This is a genomic window from Sphingomonas sp. NFX23 (genome assembly GCF_049887795.1).
Classification (GTDB): Bacteria; Pseudomonadota; Alphaproteobacteria; order Sphingomonadales; family Sphingomonadaceae; genus Sphingomonas.
The window spans coordinates 447,733-469,256 of sequence record NZ_JAGEKH010000005.1 but is presented as its reverse complement, the minus strand read 5'-3'; the positions used below and the strand labels follow the sequence as shown (position 1 = coordinate 469,256).

Genomic DNA, 21,524 nt, shown 5'->3' with positions numbered 1-21,524 from the left:
TCGTCGAAGATCACGGAGATTTCGCAATGACTGTCATCGGTACCAACATCTCGGCGCTGCGCGCGACCAACGCTTCGACCAAGGCATCGGGCCTGCTCGCGACCTCGATGGAGCGCCTGTCGACCGGCAAGCGCATCAATTCGGCCAAGGACGACGCCGCCGGCCTCGCCATCTCGTCGTCGATGACGTCGCAGATCAAGGGCATGAACCAGGGCATCCGCAACGCCAACGACGGCATCTCGATGGCGCAGACCGCAGAGGGCGCGCTCGACGAGGTGACGAACAACCTGCAGCGGATGCGCGAGCTGGAAGTGCAGAAGACCAACGGCACCTATTCGTCGAGCGATATCTCGAACATCAAGCTCGAGCAGGATGCGCTGGCCAAGCAGATCACCAACGTTCTCGGCAACACCACCTTCAACGGGGTGAAACTGTTTGACGGCAGCGCTGGCCAGAAGGGTACTGGCCCCAAGGATGCGGTGGTCGGCACTGGCACCACAGGTAGCCCGCAATATCCTGCAGTCGCCGCGTCGAGCGACTACGTCGCTGGCACTGGTAAGGTCTCGATCCAGGCGGGCGCCAATGCGACCGACGCGATTACGCTCGATCTGGGCTCGAATCTCACAGGTGCCAGTGGTGTCGGTGCTGTCGTGACCGGCTCCACGGCCGCTGCATCGTCGTCGACGAGCCTTGCCGATTACGACACGGCCATCGCCAATGTCTCGAACCGTCGTGCCTCGCTCGGCGCCTCGCAGAACCAGCTGCAGTCGGCGGTCAACAACCTGACGTCGAACGCGACCAACCTGTCGGACGCCAAGAGCCGTATCGAAGACACCGATTTCTCGGCTGAAACGACCGCGCTCGCCAAGGCACAGATCCTGAGCCAGGCATCGACCGCGATGCTGAGCCAGGCGAACCAGAGCCAGCAGAGCGTGCTGAAGCTGCTCGGCTAATCCAGCTTTCGGCGCCGGCACCGCCCCCCCCTTGGGTGACGGCGCCGATAGACGTCGCCGCATGCATCATGCGCGTGAGAGCCCCCGGCAGCATCCGCTGTCGGGGGTTTCGTCCGTTCGGCACAGCGCGTTGCCCTGCAAGATACTGTAAACCATAAGAAAAAGCGGCAGAATTTGGCCGGTCGCGCTTAAGTTCGATGCGATAGCGCCGTTACTCCTTATGGCGGCACGGCCCTTCGCCACGGGGGCGGCGGGGATCGCCGAAGATCACTGGAGTTTCACAATGACTGTCATCGGCACGAACGTTTCCGCGCTACGCGCGACCAATGCATCGACCAAGGCTTCGAACCTGCTCGCGACTTCGATGGAGCGCCTGTCGACCGGCAAGCGCATCAATTCGGCCAAGGACGATGCAGCCGGCCTCGCCATTTCGTCGTCGATGACGTCGCAGATCAAGGGTATGAATCAGGGCGTCCGCAACGCGAACGACGGCATCTCGATGGCACAGACCGCCGAAGGCGCGCTCGACGAGGTCAGCAACAACCTGCAGCGCATGCGCGAGCTGGAAGTGCAGAAAAGCAACGGCACTTATTCGACCAGCGACATCGCCAACATCAAGACCGAGCAGGATGCGCTCGCCAAGCAGATCTCGAATGTACTGACCAACACGAGCTTCAATGGCGTAAAGTTGTTCGACGGCAAGGCAGGCGCCGCGACGGCCCCGACCACCGGCGCAGTCGTGAAGATCCAGGCCGGCGCGAACGCCAGCGACTCGATCGATCTCAACCTGGGCACCGATCTGACGCTGGCCGCTACCGCTGGCACGCCGCCGACCGGTGGTGTCGGCTCGGTCGTCGACTCGACGACGCCGAGCGCGGTCGTCGCCAAGGGGTCGCTCGCGGATTACGACACGGCGATCTCGCTCGTCTCGAACCGTCGCGCATCGCTTGGCGCGTCGCAGAACCAGCTGCAGTCGGCGGTCAACAACCTGACCTCGAATGCGACCAACCTGTCGGACGCGAAGAGCCGCATCGAAGATACCGACTTCTCGGCAGAGACCACCGCGCTCGCTAAGGCACAGATCCTGAGCCAGGCATCGACCGCGATGCTGAGCCAGGCGAACCAGAGCCAGCAGAGCGTGCTGAAGCTGCTGGGCTAATCCGGACCGGCACCGGCACCAGCCCCCCGCAGGGTGACGGTGCCGGTCGGACCCGCCTCGCTTCCCTGAAGCGCGAGCGGGAAAGACCCCGGTGGCGCAAGCTGCCGGGGTTTTTGCATGTTTGCGGGCGATCGAGGAAAGGCGTTATCGTGGCCCAATACAGTGCAGCTGGTCTGCACGTGGGGAGCAGGCGTACTTTACCCTCTTCTGCGCGTGCCACCACCGGCGTCGCAGCATAGGCTGGTTGGGAAGAGCGATGACGGCATTGCGCAGAAAGATCGCCCTGGTGATCGGCGGGACGCGCGGCATAGGGGCCGCGATCACGCGCCGCCTCGCTGCCGATGGCGCGTCGCTGGCGGTTATCTATCGATCGCGTGCCGAGGATGCACGGCAGTTCGTTCGCGGGATCGAGGACGGTGGAAGCGTGATCGTCTCGGTTCAGGCCGATGTGAGCGATGCCGCCGCGTTGCGCGCTGCGATCGACACGGTGATTGCGCGTTACGGCACGATCGATATCCTGGTGAACGTCGCCGGCATGTCGGAAAACGGCACGCTCGCGAGCTATGCCGACGATGCGTTCGACCGAGTGTTTGCGGTCAACGTGCGCGCACCGTTCATCGCCGCGCAGCGAGTTGCAGCTGCGATGTCTACCGGAGGACGCATCATAACGATCGGCAGCATCGTCGCCGACCGTGCGCCCGGCGAGGGCGTTACGCTCTATGCCGCCAGCAAATCGGCGCTTGCTGGCATGACCCGGGGGCTGGCGCGCGACCTCGGCGCGCGCGGCATAACCGCAAACCTGGTGCAGCCGGGACCGGTCGACACGGAACGCAATCCTGCCGACGGCCCCAATGCAGAGGCGAACAGGGCGCCGCTTGCAATCCGCCGGCACGGCACGCCCGACGAGGTGGCCGGGCTGGTCGCCTATCTCGCATCGGACGAAGCGGGGTTCATCACGGGCGCGGTATATACCATCGACGGCGGCTGGAGCGCGTGAAGGGGCATGCTTTGAAGCTTTGCCCATCAGTCGCTCTATAGCGCTCGGGCGAGTGCCTTCTTCAGTTTCGCATGCGCGGACGCCTTGATCTGGCACACTCGCGCAGAGCCGACGCCGAAGACTTCGCCGATCTCCTCGAGGTTGAGTTCTTCGACGTAATAGAGCTGGATCACCTGCGCCTCGCGTTCGGGGAGCGCGGTGATCGCGGCGATAAGCGCCTCGCGCATGTCGCTGTCGGCGAGTTGCTCGAACGCGTCGGGCGTGTCGTCGGCGAACCAGGGCAGGTCGTCGGCGTACAGCTCGTCGATCGAGTCGAAGCGGATCGAGTCGGCGGTGACGTAGTCGGTTCGGAGTTTCTCGATCGTCACGCCGATATGGTCTGCGATCATGTCTTCTCCGGGAGCTTTGCCCGTGCGGGCGGTTAGCGTCGAGATCGCCTCGGCGTACTGGCGGCGGCGACGCATCGCGCCGCGCGTTGACGTGGCCTGGCGGCGCAGTTCGTCGATCATGCTGCCACGCAAACGCGTGATCAGGTAGGTCTTGAACGGAAGCCCGCGTTCGTCGAAATTCGCGGCGGCCTCGACCAGTGCGACCAGGCCGACCTGGATCAGGTCCTCGACCTCGACGCTGCTGCTCATGCTGCCGTGGACGTGCCACGCGATCCGGCGGACGAGCGGGAGGTGCTGTTTGACAAGCTGGTCCGCGTCGCCGCCGGGGCGTTGGTGCGGGCGGTAGGTGAGGGGTTGGGCATCGGCGAAGGCGCCGCGCATCGGGAGCGCGCTCATGCTGCGAGCGCCTGTTGCCCGAAGTTTCCGGCTTGCGCCGGCTGGGAAGCACCGATGACCGCGACGACTTCGACCGCCTTCTCCTCGGGCACTTCGAAGAACGACATCACCGGAGTGTCGGGCAGGCACGTCCGCACCAGCTTGCGGATCGCGATGCGGATGGTCGGCTGGACGACCAGCGCGAACGGTTTCGCCTCGGCGATCAGCGGTTCGGCGGCGCGTTGCAGCGCCTCGACGATGCGGCGGCCGAGATCGGGTTCGATGACGTGGCGGCGCGATTGATCGGCGCGCATCGCCTGGCCGAGCAGACCTTCCAATTGACCCTCCAACGTCATGACGCGCAGCGGTTCGCGCACGCCGCACAGTTTCTGGATGATGAGCGCGCCGAGTTCGGGACGGATCGTCTCGATGATCTCCTCGGCGTCCTGCGTACGCTGCGCCGCGACCGCGATCGCGCCGGCGATGCGACGGAATTCCTTGAGCGGCACGTTCTCCGCGAGCAGGCCTTTCAGCACCTGCGTCAGCGTCGTGATCGGCAGCGGTGCGAGTGCGGCGACCAGCTGCGCGGCGCGCTCCTTGAGGCCGTCGAGCAGCGCCTGCACTTCGTCCTGGCCGAGCAGGTCGGACGCGTTCTGGCCGAGCAGATGGTTCAGATGCGTCGCTATCACGGTGCCGGGATCGACCACGAGATAACCCGCACCGGTCGCGGCATCGGCGTCGCCCGCGTCGACCCAGGTCGCGTCGAGCCCGAAAGTCGGATCCTTGACCTTCTTGCCGAACAGGTCGCCGAACGCCTGGCCGGTGTCGAGCGCGAGCATCTCGTCGGGCGACACGGTGTCCTCGCCGACGACCACGCCGTTGACGAGAATGCGGTAGACGTATGGCGCGAGGTTGATGTCGTCGCGGACGCGGACCTGCGGCACGACGAAGCCCAGTTCCTTCGACAGCTGCCGACGCACACCGGTGATCCGGCCCATCAGCGGCGACCCGCGCCGCTCGTCGGCGAGCGGGACCAGGCCGTAACCGATGTCGAGATTGACCTGCATCCCGTCGGTGACTTCCTCCCAGCCGATCTTCGACTGGTCGATCGTCTCGACGGGGACGACCATAACGGGGGCGGGGCGGCGCTCGATCTGGCGCAGCTTCCACGCGGCGAACCCGGCGATCGCGGCCGCCGGCAGGATCACCATGTGCGGCATGCCGGGCAGGATGCCGAGCAGCGCGAGGATGACCGCGACCGGCGTCCAGGTGCGGGGCGACCCGAACTGGCCGCCGATCTGGCCGGCGAGATCCTTGTCCGAGGTGACGCGCGTGACGATCGAGGCGGCGGCGATCGACAGCATCAGGCTCGGTAGCTGCGCGACCAGCGCGTCGCCGATCGCGAGCAGGATGTAGTTGTGCGCGGCATCCGCGATCGTCATGCCGTGGCTGACGGGGCCGAGGATCAGGCCGCCGATGATGTTGGCGGCGAGGATCAGCATGGCCGCGACCGCATCGCCCTTCACGAACTTAGACGAGCCATCCATCGAGCCGTAGAAATCGGCTTCGGTCGAGACTTCGACGCGGCGCGCCTTGGCTTCGTCGGGGGTGATGAGGCCCGCGTTGAGGTCGGCGTCGATCGCCATCTGCTTGCCGGGCAAAGCGTCGAGCGTGAAGCGGGCGCTGACTTCGGAGACGCGGCCGGCGCCCTTGGTCACGACGATCATGTTGATGATCATCAGGATCGCGAAGACGAAGATGCCGACGACGTAATCGCCGCCGATCAGGAACGTGCCGAACGCCTCGATCACGTGACCCGCCGCGCTTTCGCCTTCGTGGCCGTGGACCAGCACGATGCGGGTGGAGGCGACGTTGAGGCCGAGGCGGAACAGGGTGGCGAACAGGAGGACGGTCGGGAAGGCGGAGAAGTCGAGCGGTTTCTGCGCGTTCAAGGCGACCATCAGCACGGCCAGGCTGATCGCGATGTTCGCCACGAAGAAGATGTCGAGCATGAACGCCGGGATCGGCACGACCATGACGAGCACGAGCAGCAGGATCGCGAGCGGCAGGACCGAAGCGCGGGCGTTGGAGAGAATGCGGTTCATCGCTTAGCCGCCCAACCGTGCGAGCATCATGTACGCGAGCCGCGCGGTATCGGGCGTCGGGCGCAGGATGTTGGCGGCGGCCTGCGTCGTCTTGCCGGTGAACCTGCCCATCGCGGTAGTCGCCCAGGCGAGCGCGTCGTCCGCGCTTTCGTTGTTGCCGGTGATGACCGTGCTACCGTTCATGTCGAGCGCCTGCGCGGCGTAGTTGGCGGGCGTTGCGGTCGCGCTTGCCCCGGCGGCGGCACCGCCGAGCTTGTCGGCGAACCGGTCGTAGATCGCCGACAGCGTGCGCGGCTGGTTGTTCGAATCGTAGAAGACGTTGTGGTTCGCGCGCGCCGCGGCGGGGAAGAGCGCGGCGCCGCTCGCCTGCGGATTGGCCTGCATCGTCTTGAGGAACTTGGTCGCGCCGCCGAGCCCCATGAAGTGCGCCATATACAGGTCGGTGCCCGAGGCCGGCCGGTTCAGCGTGCCTTCGAGCGAGGCCTTGTTGTCCGACGCGTATTCGGCGGCCATCAGCGACGCGGCATTGGGATCGTTGCGCAGCGCGAGGATCGCCGCCTTGGTGCCGGCATCGCCGACCGAGAGGCGGCCGCTCGACGACTGGCCGATGCTGTTCGCGGCCCACGCCATGCCGTGCTCCGCGCCGTGCTTCTTGACGACCGACAGCCAGCTCTGTTCGATGAACTGATAGAGGCCGGATGCGCTCGACGTGCCGGCCTTGGCATTGGCGTTGAGCCCGCTCTCGAGCTTCGCCTGGCCCAGCAGATAGTCGAAATCCACGCCCGTCTTGCTGCTCGCAAGCGCGATCGCGGACTGGATCCGGCCGGTAGTGATAGGATTGACGGTCATGCCCGTGTGCGGTGCCCCTGGTTCAGGGGATGCTGAGCAAGGGTCGTGCCAGTTTCCGGTATTTGTTTCCCGTAGCGCCGTCATCCTGACGAAAGTCAGGATCCAGAGCCATGTGGCGCCGCCCCTTTTACCCTGGATCCTGACTTTCGTCAGGATGACGGAGATGGGAAGTGTAAGCGCGCTACTTAAGCGTACGCGGCGCGCAGGCCCGGCCGATACCCGGCAACGGCACCGTCGCCGGTCAGGGTTTGCAGGCGGCGGCGAACATTTGCCGCCATCAAGTTGGTGTAGATCCGGCACGTCTCGTTGAGCCGGTTCGCCTCGTCGGCCAGCTCGCGGATCTCGGTGCCCGCAGGCCCGGTGCCGAGCAGCGCGACCTGTTCGATCCCGGCGAGCTTGTCCGCGGTCGCACGCTCCAGGCTGGCGACGTCGTTCGACTTCAGCGCGGCGATCTCGGCGTGGAGCGCGTCGATCACGCGGATCAGGGCATCACGCCGTTTCATTCGAATTCCAGTCCAGGCGAAGCGCCATCAGGCGATCGGCGATGGTCGCGGGGAGGATCGGGAAGGTGCCCGTCGCGATCGCCTTCTTGATCGCGGCGACGCGGCTCGCATCGATCGGCGGCGAGGCGGCCATCGACTTGGCGAGCGCGATCGATTCCGGCTCCACCGACGTCTGCCTGGGCAGAGCCGGCGTCTGAACGACCGTCGTCGGTGCTGCCGCGGCGATGCGCGCGACGGAGCGATCTCCTGCTACTGACGGCTTCGCGCCGATCGAGTCCACCATGTCCGCATCCTCTGGTTTGCGCTGACATCAGGAGAAACGGCCGCACCGGCAAAACCTTTAGCAAAATTAATCTGTTCGTCTGAAATTAGTTCGATCAGGCTTAGTTCGACCAGCCGGGCAGCGTCGCGCGACCGGCGTCGACCGCGATCGCCTGGACCGGGGTGCGGGTGTCGTCGACCTTGACCATGAAGTGCCCGCCGGGCGCGGCATCGCCCATCGCGACGCCTTCGCGGCTGATCGAGAAGCCTTCGGTGCCGGCCTCGATGACGATCGGATCGCCGCGCTTGATGACGGGTGGGGCCTTCGCGGCGGGGGCGAACGAGGCGGCGATTGCGGCAGGCGCACTGGCCGGGCGGATGACGGGCACGAAGATCCGCCACGCCGGCCCCGCGCACGACACGACGACCGCGTCATGCTGTTCGGAGCGCCACGACAGCGACACCGTCGAGCAGGTCGCGAGCCGCAACCGCGCATCGACCGGCGTGCGCGCGCCGCCCTCGGCGCCGGTCGGGCGACCGGTGAACGCGGCGACCGAGGCGTCGAGCGCGGCGGTATCCTGGAAGCTTGCGGCCATGAGCAGGAACGGGATGATCATTGAGCGGTCCTTGGGGCTTCGCCGACAAAGGCGACGGAGACGATGGCGGCACGGCGGCCGGGCTTGGTGGCGGTGACAATCGCGACGCGAGACGGTGCAACCGCGGCGAGCGCGGCGGCGACGGTGCGCGCGCGGTCGGCGGCGAGAATCGCGGCGCTGCCGGTGACGCGGTCGATATCGGCGGCCGTCCCGTCGGTCGATCCGGTGACGGTGAGCATGACGCGGGGATCGCGCGCCGCCTCGCGCGCCCAGGCGACGAGCGCGCCCGGCGTGGTCGGCAGGATCGCCGATCCGGGTGCAAAATCGAGGATGCCGGCCGCGGCGACGGGCATCGGCGTCGGCTCGGTGTCGTTCGCGCCGAAGCCTTCGCGGATACCCTTGGCCAGATCCTTGCCGCCGATATGCTGCGTGGCTTGCAGGAGCACGAGGAAGCCGACCAGCAGCAAGGCGAGGTCGGCGAGCGTGATCAGCCAGAGCGGCTTGCCGGTTGGCGCGTCGGGATATTCGTTGGCGTTCATGCGACAGTGGCCAGCGTCGGCGGCGAACTGGGCGCGACATAGCCGCGCGGCGTCTCGCGTTCGGCAAGCGCTACCAGTGGCGCTTCAATCCGTGCCCGCTCGAACGCCTCGTTACGCCCTTGCGCGCGGAGGCGGTTGGCGATCGGCATGAAGAGCAAATTGGCAAACAGCGCGCCGTACAGCGTGGCGAGCAGCGCGACCGCCATCGCGCCGCCGATCGCGCCGGGATCGCTCATCGTCGCGAACATCTGCGCCAGGCCGATCAGCGTGCCGACCATGCCCATCGCCGGCGCGACCTCGGCGGCGCCGGCCCAGACGTCGGCGGCGGCGACGTGGCGCTCGATGCGGGCGCGGCGGCGATGTTGGACAAGCGTCGCGACGTCGGTCGCGGAGGCGCCGTCGACGATCGCGGCGATCCCCGCGGCGACGTCGGCGTCGGTGATGACCGAGCGATCGAGCGCCATCACGCCGTGGCGCTTGGCGATGCGGGCGAGGGCGGTGATCTGGAGAAGGAGAGGCTCGGCATCGAACCGGCCGCGGCCGAGCGTGGTCACGGCGGCGAGTGCTCGGCCGAGGTCGCGGAGGGGGGTGCGGAGGACGACGGCGAGCGTCGTCCCGCCACCGACGATGGCGAGTGCTGCGGGGTCGAGGAGTTGGGCGAGCGTGATCATGTGCGTGGGATGATGCAAGGGGTGTGCCGGATTGGCGTAATTTTCTGTTCCCCTCCCTCGTGAAGGGAGGGGCTAGGGGTGGGTGGGCTCGTTACAGGCCGCGGAGTTCGCCAAGTAGCCCACCCTTCTTCCCCCCTCCCTTCACGAGGGAGGGGGGAAGAAGGGTGATGCCGGTGGCCACTCAACCGCCACCCCGGCGAAGGCCGGGGCCCAGTTGGGGGACGTGGCTAACTGAGGGGGCGCTTCGTTACTGTGACCTCTCCAATTGGGCCCCGGCCTTCGCCGGGGTGGTGGCAGTGGGTGAGCAGCAGCACCCGCTTCCTTGTTCTCCCGCGAAGGCGGGAGCCCAGACTGGGTCCCCGCCTTCGCGGGGAAACATAGTGAGGCAGGAGGCAGTGGTTCGGTTGCCGCCCCAAACACGCCAACCGGCAACCTCTTTGCCGCCCACCCCTGCAACACCGGCAACCTCTTGCCGCTCACCTTGCCGCCAGCCCGCCACCGCCCGGCAAACCACCATCCCCCACCCTCGCCACCAAAACTGGCACGCCCATTGCTTGTGTCCGGTTGCGCAATGATGCGCCAGGAGACGGGCTTGTGTCAGGCGACACGCTTTTCGGAGTTCACGGGGCGGCACTCGAGGTGCGGTCGCAGCGCATGGGTGTGCTGGCGTCGAACATCGCCAACGCCTCGACGCCCGGCTTCAAGGCGCGCGACATCGATTTCCAGTCCGCGCTCGCCTCGGTCGAGAACGACGGCAGCACCAATGCGGCCACGAAATACCGCATCCCGACGCAGACCTCGATGGACGGCAACACCGTCGAGCTGAGCCAGGAGCAGACCGCCTTCGCCGAGAACGCCGTCCAGTATCAGACGACGCTGTCGTTCCTGAACGGGCGGATCGGCCAGATCACCCGCGCGCTGAAGGGGGAGTAAGCCGTGTCCAACCAGCCCATGACGATCTTCCAGGTCGCCGGCCGCGCAATGTCCGCGCAGCTCGTCCGGATGAACACGACGGCGTCGAACCTCGCCAATGCCGGTGGCACCACCGGCTCCGCGGAGACCGCGTACAAGACGATGAAGCCGGTGTTCCGCACCAGCTTCGACGCCGCCAGCGGTATGTCGACGGTCGACGTCGAGCGCGTCGTCACCGCCGGTGAAGCGCCGACCAAGCGCTACGACCCCGACAATCCGATGGCCGACAAGGATGGCAACATCTTCGAGGCGGCGGTCGATGAAACCCGCGAGATGGTCGACATGATGGAGACCGCCCGCAGCTACCAGAACAACATCGAGGTGATGAACACGGCCAAGTCGCTCATCATCGATACCCTCAAGCTAGGCCGCTGATCATGGCAACATCGTTCGATACCACGCTGTCCAACCTCGGCATCACGCGCACTTCGACCGCCGCGGCGACCACAACGACCAAGTCGTCGACGTCGCTCGGCCAGTCCGACTTCCTGAAGCTGATGACCGCGCAGATGCAGAACCAGGACCCGTTCAATCCGGTCGACAACACCCAGATGGTCGCGCAGATGGCGCAGATCTCGACCACCTCGGGCATCTCCGAGATGAACACGACGATGAAGGCGATCGCCGACAAGCTGGGCGTCACCAGCACTGGCGAGGCGCTCGGCTATGTCGGCAAGACCGTCCTGACCCCGGGCAGCACCGCCTATGGTCGCGCAGCCGGCGGCATCGCCGGTTCGGTCGAGCTCGCCGGCGCCGCGACCGACGTCAACGTCACGATCAGTGATGCGAACGGTGCGGTCTTGAAGACCATGTCGCTCGGCAAGCAGGCCAAGGGCACGATCGGCTATGACTGGGACGGCAGGGACGCCGCCGGTGCGGACGCCGGCAACGGCCCGTTCACGGTTCAGGTCGCCGCGCAGAACGCCGGCACCACGGTCGGCGCGACCGGCCTGGTCTGGTCCCCCGTCCAGTCGGTGTCGACCACCACCGGCGCCGCCATCCTCACGCTTCCCGGCCTCGGCGAGATCCCCGCCAGCGCCGTCCGCCAGATCGGCTGAACCCAGAGTTTCCAGGAGCTAAATCGCCATGTCCTTCTATACTTCGCTCTCGGGTCTTCAGGCCTCGCAAGCCGAGATGTCGACGATCTCGCACAATCTCGCGAACGTCGCGACCAACGGCTTCAAGAAGAGTCGCACCGAATTCGCCGACGTGATCGCGTCGAGCGTGTCGGTCGCGCCGTCGCAGCAGATCGGCTCGGGCGCGATCGTCCAGGCCAATCGCCAGCAGTTCGCGCAAGGCAGCCTGATCCAGACCTCGAACAGCCTCGATCTCGCGGTGTCGGGCGACGGCTTCTTCGCGGTCAAGCCGAGCATCGAATCCGCCTCGATCAACTATACGCGCAACGGCGGCTTCCTGGTCGACTCGAACCGCTATGTCGTCGACTCGCAGGGCTCGCATCTGCAGGTGTTCCCGGTCGACGGCTCGGGCGCGGTGGTCGCGACCGGCTCCGATTCCGCGGTCAGCCTGCGCCTGCCGGAGACGAGCGGGACGCCGGTGCCGACTTCGGCGGTTACGATGACCCTCAACCTCAACGCCAATTCGGCGCTGCCGACGACGGCAACGTTCGACCGGTTCGATCCGTCGAGCTACAACCAGTCCGCGCAGACCACGGTGTACGATGCCAGTGGCAACGCGATGACGCTGACTAACTATTTCAAGCGCACCTCGGCGCCGACGACCACCAACGCGAACAGCACCTGGGAAGTCCACAGCTTCGTCGGCGACAAGGAGCTGACGACGAACGGCACCGCCGGGACGGCGATGACGTTCGACCCGACCGGCAAGATGACCGCGCCGACCGCCGCGATCAAGTTCGACCAGTTCACCACCGCGAACTCGACCGATCCGCAGGCGATCGCCTTCACCTTCGGCAGCGGCACGACGCAGCTGTCGAGCGCGTTCAACGTCGCCTCGCGGACGCAGGACGGCAAGGCGGTCGGCCAGATCCAGGGTGTGACGGTCGACGAGAAGGGCCTCGTCAATGCGAGCTTCTCGAACGGCGACACGCAAGTGCTGGGGCAAGTGATGCTGGCGAACTTCTCGAACCCCGAAGGCCTGCGACAGCTCGGCAGCAGCTATTGGCAGTCGACGGGCATTTCCGGCTCGGCGAAGCTCGGTTCGGCCGACACCAACGGCTTCGGCAAGCTGATGTCGGGGACGATCGAGGGATCGAACGTCGACATCACCGAGGAGCTGGTCAACCTGATCGCGGCACAGCGCAACTTCCAGGCGAACTCGAAGGCCTTGGATACCGCCAACCAGATCTCCGAAACCATCTTCAACATCCGCAGCTAAGCAAGAGCGAGCAGGGGATTCTGAATGGACAAGCTGGTCTACACCGCGGCGACAGGCCTGCGCGCGCACATGGCGGCGCAGGCGGCGATCGCCAACAACATGGCGAACGCGTCGACCACCGGCTTCCGCGCCGATCGCGTGGTGTTCGACCGGCTCAACCTGAAGGGCGACGGCTCGACGATCGAGGCGCGCGCGCCGACCTCGGAAGAGGTGACCGACGCCGATCGATCGCCCGGCGCGATCCAGTTGACCGGGCGTCCGCTCGACGTCGCGATCACCGGCACCAATGCGTGGCTGGCGGTGCAGGCGTCGGACGGATCGGAGGCGTACACCCGCCGCGGTGACCTGGAGGTCGCGCCATCGGGCGTGCTGCAGACCGGCGACGGGCATCCGGTGATCGGTTCGGGGGGGCCGATCACCCTGCCGCCCTACCAGTCGCTGACGATCTCGGCCGACGGGACGATCTCGATCGTGCCGCAGGGTGGCGATGCGAAGGATACGCAGGTGATCGACAAGCTCAAGCTCGCCGACACCAAGGGGTCGGACACGGTCAAGGGCCTCGACAACCTTCTGCGCGTGCGCGGCGGCGGGGCGCTGCCCGAGGACATGGACGCCAAGGTTCAGGGCGGCGCGATCGAGGGATCGAACGTCAACATGACGCAGGCGCTGGTCGACATGATCGAGAACCAGCGCAGCTACGAAGTCCAGGCCAACATGATGAAATCCGCCAAGGAAATCGACGAGAGCGGTGCATCGCTGATGCGCCTGCCGAGCTAGAAGGAACAGACGAATGTCATCCGCAGCCATGCATATCGCGCGCACCGGGCTCGACGCCCAGGACATGCGCATGCGCGTCATCTCGAACAATCTCGCCAACGTGAACACCACGGGCTTCAAGAAGGACCGTGCGGCGTTCGAGACGCTCGCCTACCAGACCGTCACGACGCCCGGCACGCAGAGCACCGCCGAGACCAAATACGCGACCGGGCTCAACCTCGGCACCGGCGTCCGTATCCAGGGCACCGCGCGGATCGACACGCAGGGCGCGATGCAGACGACCGGCAACAGCCTCGACCTCGCGCTCGACGGCGACGGCTATTTCCAGGTGCAGATGCCCGGCGGCACGCTCGGCTACACCCGCGCCGGCAATTTCTCGCGCTCCGCCGAAGGCCTGCTGGTCACCAGCGAAGGCTATCAGGTGCAGCCCGGCATCACCGTGCCCGAGGGGACGACGGGGATCACGATCGGCCGCGACGGCACCGTGTCGGCGATGGTCCCCGGCCAGACCGAGGCGTCGCAGATCGGCCAGATCCAGGTCGCCAGCTTCCCGAACGGGGCAGGGCTCCAGGCGACCGGCGACAATTACCTCGTCGAGACTGCGGCCAGCGGCGCGGCGAACGTCGGCGTCGCCGGCCAGGACGGGCGCGGCGGCATCAAGCAGGGCATGCTCGAGGCGTCGAACGTCAACGTCGTCGAGGAACTGGTCGACATGATCGAGACGCAGCGCGCGTACGAGGTCAATTCGAAGATGATCTCGGCGACCGACGACATGCTCAAATACGTCAACCAGAACCTGTGATGCGTAACGCCCCTATCGCCGCGCTCGTCGGCACGCTTCTCATCGCCGGGCTCGGCGCGTCCCCAGTGGATGCCAGCCTGTTCGGCAAGAAGGCGCCGCCCGAGGATTTCTCGGTCGCGCGGCCCTTGCCGGTCCAGCCGGTGCCGGTCGTCGCGACGGGCTCGATCTTCCAGGCGCAGGACGGCTATGCCGCGCTGTACGAAGGCTGGCGCGCGCGTAAAGTCGGCGATCCGCTGACGATCGTGCTGGTCGAGCGCACCGCCGCGTCGAAGTCGTCGGGGTCGAAACTCGACAGCAATGGCTCGGGCAGCATCACGCCGCCGACCACCGGCTTCCTCAACCTGTTCAACAAGAGCGACGCGACGCTCAGCGGCGGGCGTAGTTTCAACGGCACAGGCGCGGCCGACCAGACCAACTCGCTGTCGGGTGAAGTCAGCGTCACGGTGGCGCAAGTCTATCCCAACGGGACGATGCTGGTGCAGGGCCAGAAGCGCGTCACGCTCAACCGCGGCGACGAGTTCCTCAAGATCAAGGGCCTGGTCCGCACCGCCGACGTCGACGCGAACAACCGCGTGCTGTCGACGCGGGTCGCCGACGCGCAGATCTCGTACACCGGCAAGGGCGACGTCGCCCGCGCCGGCCGCCAGGGGTGGCTCAGCCGCTTCTTCTCCGTCGTCAGCCCGTTCTGATGGTCCGGCGTGCCCTAACCCTTCCCACCCGGCAAGCGCCGGCCGGGCCCCTTCCCTCTCCCCTCAGGGGAGAGGGAGAGACGCCGAAGGCGGCGAAGGGTGAGGGCACGCGTTCCGGCTTGAGGTTTCCCATGATCCGCTTTCTCTTAGCTATCCTCGCCGGTTGCCTGATCGCCGCGCCGGCCTCGGCCGACCGGATCAAGGACCTCGGCGGGTTCCAGGGTATCCGTTCGAACCAGCTGACCGGCTACGGCATCGTCGTCGGCCTGCCCGGCACCGGCGACGACAATCTCGAATACACCGTGCAGTCGTTGAAGGCCGTCGCATCGCGCTTCGGCCTGCAACTGCCGCCGTCCGCGAACCCCGGCATGAAAAACGCGGCGGTGGTGATGATCACCGCCGAACTGCCGCCGTTCGCCAAGCCCGGCCAGCGCCTCGACATCACCGTCGCCTCGATGGGCAAGGCCAAGTCGCTCCGCGGCGGCAGCCTGATCATGACGCCGCTGCTCGGTGCGGATAACCAGATCTACGCGATGGCACAGGGCAACCTGGCGGTCGGCGGGCTGGGTGCAGAGGGCGCGGATGGGTCGAAGATCGTCGTCAACGTGCCCTCGACCGGGCGCATTCCCGAGGGTGCGACCGTCGAACGCGCGGTCGCCACTGGGTTCGACAGCGCGCCGACTCTCACCTTTAATCTCGCGCGCGCCGATTTCACCACCGCGCAGAACGTCGCCGGTGCGATCAACTCGAAGCTTGGCTTCGGCAGCGCGCAGGCGATCGACGCGGTCTCCGTCGCGGTGCGTGCACCGATCGGTGCCGACATCCGCGCGACGCTGATGTCGACGATCGAGAATCTCGACGTCGTCTCTGCCGAACCATCCGCCAAGGTGATCGTCAACGCGCGCACCGGCACCGTCGTCATCAATTCGGCGGTCCGCGTGGGGCCTGCGGCGATCACGCACGGCAAGATGACGGTGCGGATCGACGAGAAGCCGCAGGTCAGCCAGCCCGCGCCGTTCAGCCAGGGCCAGACCGCGATCACGCCGAACAGCCGCGTCGCGGTCGAGGAGGAGCGTCGCCCGATGTTCCTGCTGAACCCCGGCCCCAAGCTCGCCGACATCGTCAAGGCGGTCAACGCGATCGGCGCTTCGCCGGCCGATCTGGTCGCGATCCTCGAGGCGCTGAAGGAAGCCGGCGCGCTCAAGGCCGAGTTGATCGTCCTGTGAGCCCGCTCAACGCACCCGCAGCCGCGCCCACGACCGGGATCTCGACCGACACGAGCCGCCTCAAGTCGAAGGACAATCTCGACAAGGCGGGGGAGAAGTTCGAGGCGGTCTTTACCGGCATGATGCTGAAGAGCATGCGCCAGGCGAAACTCGCCGATCCGCTGTTCGATTCGAAGGCGATCGACACCTTCACCGACATGCAGGACGGGCTGATCGCGAAGTCGATGGCCGAGCACACGCCGCTCGGCATCGGCAAGGCGATGACCGATTTTCTCGCCAAGTCTCAATCCGATCTTAACCAGGGCGCGGCAGACTCGCCGCCATGAGCGATCTCCTCTCGATCGGCGCCTCGGGCGTGCGCGCGTACCAGACCGCGCTGTCCACGGTGTCGGAGAACATCGCGAACACCGGCAATGCGGGCTATACCCGGCGGACGACCACGCTTTCCGAAGTGTCGTCGGTCAATGGCGGGCTGAACGCGCAAAAGTCGGTCAGCAGCAACGGCGTCACGGTCACGGGGATCGGCCGCAGCGCCGATGCATACCGGTCGCAGGCGGTCCGCTCGGCCGGCACCGATCTCGCCAAGACCGAGGCCGGCGTCACCTGGATGAACCGGATCGAGACGGCGCTGGGCAACAACCAGCTCGGCGACCGGCTCACCAGCTTCTTCACGTCCGCGCAGAAGCTCGCCGCCGATCCGACCTCGGAGCCGGCGCGTGCGGTGATGCTCGAATCGGCCGGCACGGCGGCGGCGGCGTTCAGCGCGACCGGCGCGGCGCTCGATACAGCGGCGGCCGATCTCGATTCGACCGCATCGCAGGCGGTGCAGTCGCTCAATGCGCTCGGCACTGCGCTTGCCAAGATCAACGACGGCATCGCGCGCACCGCGCCGGGCTCGTCGACAGCGGCGCAACTCGCCGACCAGCGCGACCAGATGCTCGAGCAGATGAGCACGATCACCGACATCACCACGTCGTTCGACGATCTCGGGCGTACGACAGTCCGGCTCGGTGGCGCGGCGGGCTCGGTCTTCGTCGCGGGCGGCGAGAGCGCGCAAGCGTCCTATGCGCGCAACGACGAGGGCGCGGTCCAGTTCGCGGTGACGCGCGGCAACGTCACGTCTGCGCTGTCGCCAACCGGCGGCGCGCTTGCCGGGTTCGCGGAAGGCGCACAGCGGATCGCCGCGGCGCGTGGGTCGCTCAATGCGATCGCCACCGACTTCACGAGCAAGATCAACGCGGTGCAGGCGCAGGGTCGCGACCTCGACGGCAATGCGGGGGCTCCGATGTTCGCCACCGGTGGCACGCCGACCGACCTCTCGGTTTCACTCGCCGACGGACGCGGGATCGCTGCGGCGAGCGCCACCGGCGGCAAGCGCGATGCGTCCAATCTCTCCGTGTTGCAGGTAGCCCGCTCCAGCGGTGGCTTCGAAACGCGCACAACGACGCTGATCGCCGGCAACGCCGCCGCGCTCGAACAGCGCAAGGTGGTCGCCGATGCGCAGACCGCGATCCGCGACGGTGCGGTCAGCGCGCTCGCATCCGCGTCGGGCGTCGATCTCGATAGCGAAGCGGTCGACCTGCTCCGCTTCCAGCAGGCCTATCAGGCGTCGAGCCGCGTGATCCAGACCGCGCGCGACACGCTCCAGACCATCTTCGATCTACGGTAACGCCCATGCAGATCGCGACCCGCCTCTTCTACGACCGCGCTTCGGCGTCGATGACTTCGCTCGGCGCTAAGGCGGAGTCGTTGCAGAACCAGATCTCGACCGGGACCAAGCTGTCGGCGCCGTCGTCGGACAGCGCCGCGTATCAGCGGCTTGCCGGGATCAAGCGCGATGCCGTCGACGACAAGGCCTATGCCGCCAATCTCGGCACCGCCGAATCGGTGTTGAAGCAGGGCGACACCAGCCTCTCCGCGATCACCGACCAGCTCCAGAGCGCGACCGAGCTGGTGACGCAGGCGAAGACCGGCACGCTGAACGCGGCGAACCGCAAGGCGATCGGCGAGCAGATCGCCGGCCTCGTCGCGACGTTGACCAACCTCGCCAACGCCAAAGACGCCCGCGGGCAGGCGCTTTTTGGCGGCGCCGACGGTGCGCCTGCAGTCGCTGCGGGCGGCAGCTACGCGCTCGCCTCGAAGCCGGTATCGGGCATCCCGATCGGCGACGGCCAGACCGTCCAGGCAAACGAAACCGCCGCGCGCATCTTCACCGTTGGCGGCAAGGCCAAGCCCGATGGCAGCATCGAGGGCGGCACCAATACGCTCGCCATGCTCTCGGCGATCGCGACCGCGCTGCAATCAGACGATTTCAAGGCGAGTTCGCTCGATACGTCGCTCGCCGACATCGGCGCCGCGTCGGACCAGGTGTCGACGGTGCAGGCCTCGCTCGGCGCGCGTGCCGCGCGCGTCGATATGGAGGCATCGCGGCTGACCGATGTCGCGGCGGACCGCGAGGCGACCCGGTCGGGGCTGGAAGATACCGACATCACCACGACGGTGGTCGAGTTGCAGAAGACGATGACGATCCTGTCGGCGACGCAGGCGAGCTTCTCGAAGCTCTCGGCGCTGTCGCTGTTCGATTATCTGCGCTGATCCGAATTTAATCGCGCGCGACGTCGTCTTGGTAACCGGTTGGCTACCAAAGGCGGTTAATTCTGTGGCGACGCAAGTGCCGCTGTCGGCCCTGGGGGAATTTCGAACACCATGTTTCCGGTCATCGGCATCGTCGTCCTGCTCGTCATGGTGTTTGGCGGATTCGCGTTCACCGGCGGCGCGCTCGGCCCCGTCATGGAGGCGATCCCGCACGAGATGCTGATCATCGGCGGTGCCGCGGCCGGCGCGCTGATCATCGGCAATTCGGGCAAGGAGCTGAAGGGCCTCGGCGCTGGCCTGGGGAAGGTCTTCAAGGGTCCGAAGTACAAGAAGCAGGATTATCTCGATGTCATCTTCCTCGTCAGCAAGCTGATGAAGATGCTGCGGATGGATGGGCCGATCGCGCTCGAGCCGCATGTCGAGGATCCGCAGTCCTCCGCCGTGTTCGCGGAATACCCGAAGCTTCTGAAGGACAAGGCGCTCGTCAACCTGATCGCCGATACGCTGCGCCTGGTGGTGGTGTCGTCGGGGACGCTCGACGTGCACGCGGTCGAGGAGGTGATGGACCACTCGATCAAGACGCATCATCACGAGGAGGAGGCCGCGCACGGCACGCTCGCCAGCCTCGCCGATGCGCTGCCGGCGCTCGGCATCGTCGCGGCGGTGCTCGGCGTGGTGAAGACGATGGGCTCGATCGACAAGCCACCGTCGATCCTCGGCGCGATGATCGGCTCGGCGCTGGTCGGCACGTTCATGGGCGTGCTGCTCGCCTACGGTATCGTCGCGCCGCTCGCGAATCGGTTGAAGCAGGTGCTCGATGCCGACGCGTCGATCTACGACGTCGTGAAGCAGATCATCATCGCCTCGCTGCACGGCCATCCGCAGCCGCTGGTCATCGAGGCCGCACGCTCGGGCATCGCGCACAAGAACCAGCCGGGCTTCGCCGAAGTCTTCGACGGGCTGAGGGGCAAGTAATCCGGTGGCCGCGCGTGCGCCTCATGGGACGAACCAGCCGCCCAAGGTCATCGTCAAGAAGATCTATATCGAGGGGCATGGCGGCCATCACGGCGGCGCGTGGAAAGTCGCCTATGCCGATTTCGTGACCGCGATGATGGCGTTCTTCCTGTTGCTGTGGATCGTCGGTGCGACCACCGAGAAACAGCGCAAGGGCATCGCCGATTACTTCGCGCCGACCATTCTCAACACGCGGTCGCTAGGGATCGGCGGCGGAGGGCTCTTCGGTGGCGAATCGATCCTCGACAAGAATCGCATCGGGCCGAAGCCAGGACAGACCAGCATGGCGCAGCTTGCGATCCCCGATGCGGGGCTCGGTGGGCCATCGGCGGGGACGGGGCCCAAGGGTTCGCTGAAAAGCCGCGATGCGCTGACCAAGGAAGACCAGAAAAACTTCCAGGCGCTGCGTCGGCGCGTGCTCGGCGAGATGTCGGGCAATGCGAAACTGTCGCGCCTGCAAAACCATGTCCGCTTCGTGCCGACCCAAGACGGCATGCGGATCGATCTGGTCGACGACGCGGACTATTCGATGTTCGCGCTCGGCACGACCGCGCTCGATCCGGAAGCGTCGGCGTTGATCGGCATGATCGCAGGCTCGGTGCAGGGCATGCAGAACCCGATCATGATCCGCGGCCATACCGACAGCGTGCCGTATGGCGACCCGCGCGCGATGAACAACTGGATGCTCTCGTCAGGCCGCGCCGAGGCAACGCGGCGGCGGCTGTTGTCGGGTGGTACGCCCGAGCAACGGTTCGAGCGGATCGAAGGCGTCGCCGACCGCGAACCGCTGATCGTGAAAGACCCTGCCGACCCGCGCAATCGCCGCGTTGCGATCACGTTGCTCTACAGGCGAGGGATCTTCGCCAAGTAACGCGCCGCGTTCCCACGGTAGGCGCAACAAAAAAGGACCGGTGCCGCGAGGCGCCGGTCCTTTTTGTCGTCACTGGCTGCGTCGCTTATTCGGCGGCGGCGGCAGTGTCCGTCTTGCGCTTGCGTGTCGTCGTCTGCTGGGCAGGCGCCGATTCGGTCTTGCGCGGGCCGGGCTTGCGTCCGAGGCCGATCTTCTTCGCCATCGCACGACGGCTCTCCGAGTAGTTCTCGGCGACCATCGGGTAATCGGGCTTCAGGCCGTAGCGTTCGCGGTACTCGGCCGGCGTCATGCCGTGCGTCGCGAGGTGACGGCGCAAGGTCTTGTACGACTTGCCGTCGATCATCGAGATGATGTGATCCTTCGACGCGAGCGATTTGCGTGCCGTTACGGCAGGCGTGTGTTCCGCGGCAGCTTCGACCGGAGCAGCTTCGATCGTGGTGCCGAGCAACGTCGCGACGGTCTCATGCATCTTGCCGAGAAACGCGGGAACGTCATCAGCCGAACTCCGGGTATTCGGGTTGCCGAGCCATGCGATCGTCAATTCTGTTGCCAGCTCGACGGCATACAGGTCGGTGGTATCTTCGGCCATAGTATACTCCATTGTCTGCGGACGCCGTAACGGCGTGCGACATTGGGTTCAACCATCCAGATACGTTTTCAGCACATTAAATTGTAAAAATCGACATTGGAAGCGCGAACGGTTGAAGATCGGTTCATTTTGGCTGCTCGCAATTCAAGTTTCCGAGCATGAACAAAGCAAGCACAGTGAAGATATCATCGGGCGCTGACGGCTGGACGCCTGTCGTCGCGGCGGATAGAACTCGGG

25 protein-coding genes are annotated in these 21,524 nt (G+C 66.3%); 16 read left to right on the top strand and 9 right to left on the bottom strand.

What is annotated here, in order from left to right:
- Window positions 1-26: 26 nt before the first annotated feature.
- The 3 genes from J4O76_RS15860 to J4O76_RS15850 all read left to right on the top strand — a co-directional run bounded on the left by J4O76_RS15860 (window position 27) and on the right by J4O76_RS15850 (window position 3,109).
- Window positions 27-953, top strand: coding sequence for a flagellin (locus J4O76_RS15860; protein WP_426282807.1), 927 nt, complete (start codon window positions 27-29; stop codon window positions 951-953).
- Between the two features lie 283 nt (window positions 954-1,236).
- On the top strand, window positions 1,237-2,112 hold the full coding sequence (locus J4O76_RS15855) for a flagellin (RefSeq protein WP_426282806.1): 876 nt from the start codon (window positions 1,237-1,239) through the stop codon (window positions 2,110-2,112).
- A 256-nt stretch (window positions 2,113-2,368) separates the two neighbouring features.
- Window positions 2,369-3,109 carry an SDR family NAD(P)-dependent oxidoreductase gene (locus J4O76_RS15850; RefSeq protein ID WP_426282805.1) on the top strand — a complete coding sequence of 247 codons (741 nt, stop codon included), beginning with the start codon at window positions 2,369-2,371 and terminating at the stop codon, window positions 3,107-3,109.
- Window positions 3,110-3,144: 35 nt separating this feature from the next.
- On the opposite strand, the gene fliA is transcribed toward J4O76_RS15850, so the two are convergent.
- From fliA to J4O76_RS15810, 8 genes are all read right to left on the bottom strand, one after another.
- Entirely contained in the window at window positions 3,145-3,894 is a 750-nt protein-coding gene (gene fliA, locus J4O76_RS15845; protein WP_426282804.1) for an RNA polymerase sigma factor FliA, read from the bottom strand.
- Window positions 3,891-5,978: a flagellar biosynthesis protein FlhA gene (gene flhA, locus J4O76_RS15840; RefSeq protein ID WP_426282803.1), complete on the bottom strand. Its 2,088-nt coding sequence runs from the start codon at window positions 5,976-5,978 to the stop codon at window positions 3,891-3,893. The genes fliA and flhA overlap by 4 nt, the downstream gene beginning before the upstream one ends.
- Before the next feature lie 3 nt (window positions 5,979-5,981).
- Entirely contained in the window at window positions 5,982-6,827 is an 846-nt protein-coding gene (locus tag J4O76_RS15835) for a lytic transglycosylase domain-containing protein (RefSeq protein WP_426282802.1), read from the bottom strand.
- Between the two features lie 185 nt (window positions 6,828-7,012).
- Entirely contained in the window at window positions 7,013-7,330 is a 318-nt protein-coding gene (locus J4O76_RS15830; RefSeq protein WP_055881695.1) for a hypothetical protein, read from the bottom strand.
- A complete protein-coding gene (flgM, locus tag J4O76_RS15825) occupies window positions 7,317-7,613 on the bottom strand; it encodes a flagellar biosynthesis anti-sigma factor FlgM (protein WP_426282801.1) in 297 nt (98 codons plus the stop codon). The genes J4O76_RS15830 and flgM overlap by 14 nt, the downstream gene beginning before the upstream one ends.
- A 100-nt stretch (window positions 7,614-7,713) precedes the next feature.
- On the bottom strand, window positions 7,714-8,208 hold the full coding sequence (locus tag J4O76_RS15820) for a flagella basal body P-ring formation protein FlgA (protein ID WP_426282800.1): 495 nt from the start codon (window positions 8,206-8,208) through the stop codon (window positions 7,714-7,716).
- Window positions 8,205-8,726 carry a hypothetical protein gene (locus J4O76_RS15815; protein ID WP_426282799.1) on the bottom strand — a complete coding sequence of 174 codons (522 nt, stop codon included), beginning with the start codon at window positions 8,724-8,726 and terminating at the stop codon, window positions 8,205-8,207. The genes J4O76_RS15820 and J4O76_RS15815 overlap by 4 nt, the downstream gene beginning before the upstream one ends.
- Window positions 8,723-9,397, bottom strand: a complete 675-nt coding sequence (locus J4O76_RS15810) for a motility protein A (protein WP_426282798.1) — start codon at window positions 9,395-9,397, stop codon at window positions 8,723-8,725. Before J4O76_RS15810 ends, J4O76_RS15815 begins: the two co-directional genes overlap by 4 nt.
- A gap of 594 nt (window positions 9,398-9,991) precedes the next feature.
- Here J4O76_RS15810 and J4O76_RS15805 point away from each other — a divergent pair.
- The 13 genes from J4O76_RS15805 (at window position 9,992) to J4O76_RS15745 (ending at window position 20,698) form a co-directional block, all read left to right on the top strand.
- On the top strand, window positions 9,992-10,330 hold the full coding sequence (locus tag J4O76_RS15805) for a flagellar basal body rod protein FlgB (protein WP_279628692.1): 339 nt from the start codon (window positions 9,992-9,994) through the stop codon (window positions 10,328-10,330).
- An 18-nt stretch (window positions 10,331-10,348) separates the two neighbouring features.
- Entirely contained in the window at window positions 10,349-10,744 is a 396-nt protein-coding gene (flgC, locus tag J4O76_RS15800; protein ID WP_107952494.1) for a flagellar basal body rod protein FlgC, read from the top strand.
- Window positions 10,745-10,746: 2 nt separating this feature from the next.
- Window positions 10,747-11,427 carry a flagellar hook assembly protein FlgD gene (locus J4O76_RS15795; RefSeq protein WP_426282797.1) on the top strand — a complete coding sequence of 227 codons (681 nt, stop codon included), beginning with the start codon at window positions 10,747-10,749 and terminating at the stop codon, window positions 11,425-11,427.
- Between the two features lie 28 nt (window positions 11,428-11,455).
- Window positions 11,456-12,724, top strand: a complete 1,269-nt coding sequence (locus tag J4O76_RS15790; protein ID WP_056061578.1) for a flagellar hook protein FlgE — start codon at window positions 11,456-11,458, stop codon at window positions 12,722-12,724.
- Between the two features lie 24 nt (window positions 12,725-12,748).
- The gene (flgF, locus tag J4O76_RS15785) at window positions 12,749-13,501 is read left to right on the top strand and encodes a flagellar basal-body rod protein FlgF (protein WP_426282796.1); all 753 of its coding nucleotides are present in this window, start codon (window positions 12,749-12,751) and stop codon (window positions 13,499-13,501) included.
- 13 nt (window positions 13,502-13,514) lie between these two features.
- A complete protein-coding gene (flgG, locus tag J4O76_RS15780) occupies window positions 13,515-14,303 on the top strand; it encodes a flagellar basal-body rod protein FlgG (protein ID WP_056061573.1) in 789 nt (262 codons plus the stop codon).
- Entirely contained in the window at window positions 14,303-14,992 is a 690-nt protein-coding gene (locus J4O76_RS15775) for a flagellar basal body L-ring protein FlgH (RefSeq protein ID WP_426282795.1), read from the top strand. Before flgG ends, J4O76_RS15775 begins: the two co-directional genes overlap by 1 nt.
- Window positions 14,993-15,123: 131 nt before the next feature.
- A complete protein-coding gene (locus J4O76_RS15770) occupies window positions 15,124-16,218 on the top strand; it encodes a flagellar basal body P-ring protein FlgI (protein WP_426282794.1) in 1,095 nt (364 codons plus the stop codon).
- Window positions 16,215-16,544: a rod-binding protein gene (locus tag J4O76_RS15765; RefSeq protein WP_426282793.1), complete on the top strand. Its 330-nt coding sequence runs from the start codon at window positions 16,215-16,217 to the stop codon at window positions 16,542-16,544. Before J4O76_RS15770 ends, J4O76_RS15765 begins: the two co-directional genes overlap by 4 nt.
- Window positions 16,541-17,887, top strand: coding sequence for a flagellar hook-associated protein FlgK (gene flgK / locus J4O76_RS15760; protein ID WP_426282792.1), 1,347 nt, complete (start codon window positions 16,541-16,543; stop codon window positions 17,885-17,887). Before J4O76_RS15765 ends, flgK begins: the two co-directional genes overlap by 4 nt.
- 5 nt (window positions 17,888-17,892) lie before the next feature.
- On the top strand, window positions 17,893-18,813 hold the full coding sequence (locus J4O76_RS15755; protein WP_426282791.1) for a flagellin: 921 nt from the start codon (window positions 17,893-17,895) through the stop codon (window positions 18,811-18,813).
- 111 nt (window positions 18,814-18,924) lie between these two features.
- The gene (motA, locus tag J4O76_RS15750; protein ID WP_056061555.1) at window positions 18,925-19,788 is read left to right on the top strand and encodes a flagellar motor stator protein MotA; all 864 of its coding nucleotides are present in this window, start codon (window positions 18,925-18,927) and stop codon (window positions 19,786-19,788) included.
- 4 nt (window positions 19,789-19,792) lie between these two features.
- Entirely contained in the window at window positions 19,793-20,698 is a 906-nt protein-coding gene (locus J4O76_RS15745; protein ID WP_056061553.1) for a flagellar motor protein MotB, read from the top strand.
- 85 nt (window positions 20,699-20,783) lie between these two features.
- On the opposite strand, the gene J4O76_RS15740 is transcribed toward J4O76_RS15745, so the two are convergent.
- Entirely contained in the window at window positions 20,784-21,287 is a 504-nt protein-coding gene (locus J4O76_RS15740; protein WP_426282790.1) for a MucR family transcriptional regulator, read from the bottom strand.
- Window positions 21,288-21,524 lie beyond the last annotated feature (237 nt).

What these genes read in the sequence shown, in the direction of transcription:
- flgM (WP_426282801.1), bottom strand. Translation starts at nt 7,613, where the DNA reads ATGGTGGACTCGATCGGCGCGAAGCCGTCAGTAGCAGGAGATCGCTCC.
- J4O76_RS15815 (WP_426282799.1), bottom strand. Translation starts at nt 8,726, where the DNA reads ATGAACGCCAACGAATATCCCGACGCGCCAACCGGCAAGCCGCTCTGG.
- J4O76_RS15850 (WP_426282805.1), top strand. Translation starts at nt 2,369, where the DNA reads ATGACGGCATTGCGCAGAAAGATCGCCCTGGTGATCGGCGGGACGCGC.
- J4O76_RS15830 (WP_055881695.1), bottom strand. Translation starts at nt 7,330, where the DNA reads ATGAAACGGCGTGATGCCCTGATCCGCGTGATCGACGCGCTCCACGCC.
- J4O76_RS15835 (WP_426282802.1), bottom strand. Translation starts at nt 6,827, where the DNA reads ATGACCGTCAATCCTATCACTACCGGCCGGATCCAGTCCGCGATCGCG.
- J4O76_RS15820 (WP_426282800.1), bottom strand. Translation starts at nt 8,208, where the DNA reads ATGATCATCCCGTTCCTGCTCATGGCCGCAAGCTTCCAGGATACCGCC.
- J4O76_RS15790 (WP_056061578.1), top strand. Translation starts at nt 11,456, where the DNA reads ATGTCCTTCTATACTTCGCTCTCGGGTCTTCAGGCCTCGCAAGCCGAG.
- fliA (WP_426282804.1), bottom strand. Translation starts at nt 3,894, where the DNA reads ATGAGCGCGCTCCCGATGCGCGGCGCCTTCGCCGATGCCCAACCCCTC.
- J4O76_RS15860 (WP_426282807.1), top strand. Translation starts at nt 27, where the DNA reads ATGACTGTCATCGGTACCAACATCTCGGCGCTGCGCGCGACCAACGCT.
- flgK (WP_426282792.1), top strand. Translation starts at nt 16,541, where the DNA reads ATGAGCGATCTCCTCTCGATCGGCGCCTCGGGCGTGCGCGCGTACCAG.
- J4O76_RS15755 (WP_426282791.1), top strand. Translation starts at nt 17,893, where the DNA reads ATGCAGATCGCGACCCGCCTCTTCTACGACCGCGCTTCGGCGTCGATG.
- J4O76_RS15795 (WP_426282797.1), top strand. Translation starts at nt 10,747, where the DNA reads ATGGCAACATCGTTCGATACCACGCTGTCCAACCTCGGCATCACGCGC.
- J4O76_RS15775 (WP_426282795.1), top strand. Translation starts at nt 14,303, where the DNA reads ATGCGTAACGCCCCTATCGCCGCGCTCGTCGGCACGCTTCTCATCGCC.
- J4O76_RS15770 (WP_426282794.1), top strand. Translation starts at nt 15,124, where the DNA reads ATGATCCGCTTTCTCTTAGCTATCCTCGCCGGTTGCCTGATCGCCGCG.
- flhA (WP_426282803.1), bottom strand. Translation starts at nt 5,978, where the DNA reads ATGAACCGCATTCTCTCCAACGCCCGCGCTTCGGTCCTGCCGCTCGCG.
- flgC (WP_107952494.1), top strand. Translation starts at nt 10,349, where the DNA reads ATGACGATCTTCCAGGTCGCCGGCCGCGCAATGTCCGCGCAGCTCGTC.
- J4O76_RS15740 (WP_426282790.1), bottom strand. Translation starts at nt 21,287, where the DNA reads ATGGCCGAAGATACCACCGACCTGTATGCCGTCGAGCTGGCAACAGAA.
- J4O76_RS15810 (WP_426282798.1), bottom strand. Translation starts at nt 9,397, where the DNA reads ATGATCACGCTCGCCCAACTCCTCGACCCCGCAGCACTCGCCATCGTC.
- flgG (WP_056061573.1), top strand. Translation starts at nt 13,515, where the DNA reads ATGTCATCCGCAGCCATGCATATCGCGCGCACCGGGCTCGACGCCCAG.
- flgF (WP_426282796.1), top strand. Translation starts at nt 12,749, where the DNA reads ATGGACAAGCTGGTCTACACCGCGGCGACAGGCCTGCGCGCGCACATG.
- J4O76_RS15855 (WP_426282806.1), top strand. Translation starts at nt 1,237, where the DNA reads ATGACTGTCATCGGCACGAACGTTTCCGCGCTACGCGCGACCAATGCA.
- motA (WP_056061555.1), top strand. Translation starts at nt 18,925, where the DNA reads ATGTTTCCGGTCATCGGCATCGTCGTCCTGCTCGTCATGGTGTTTGGC.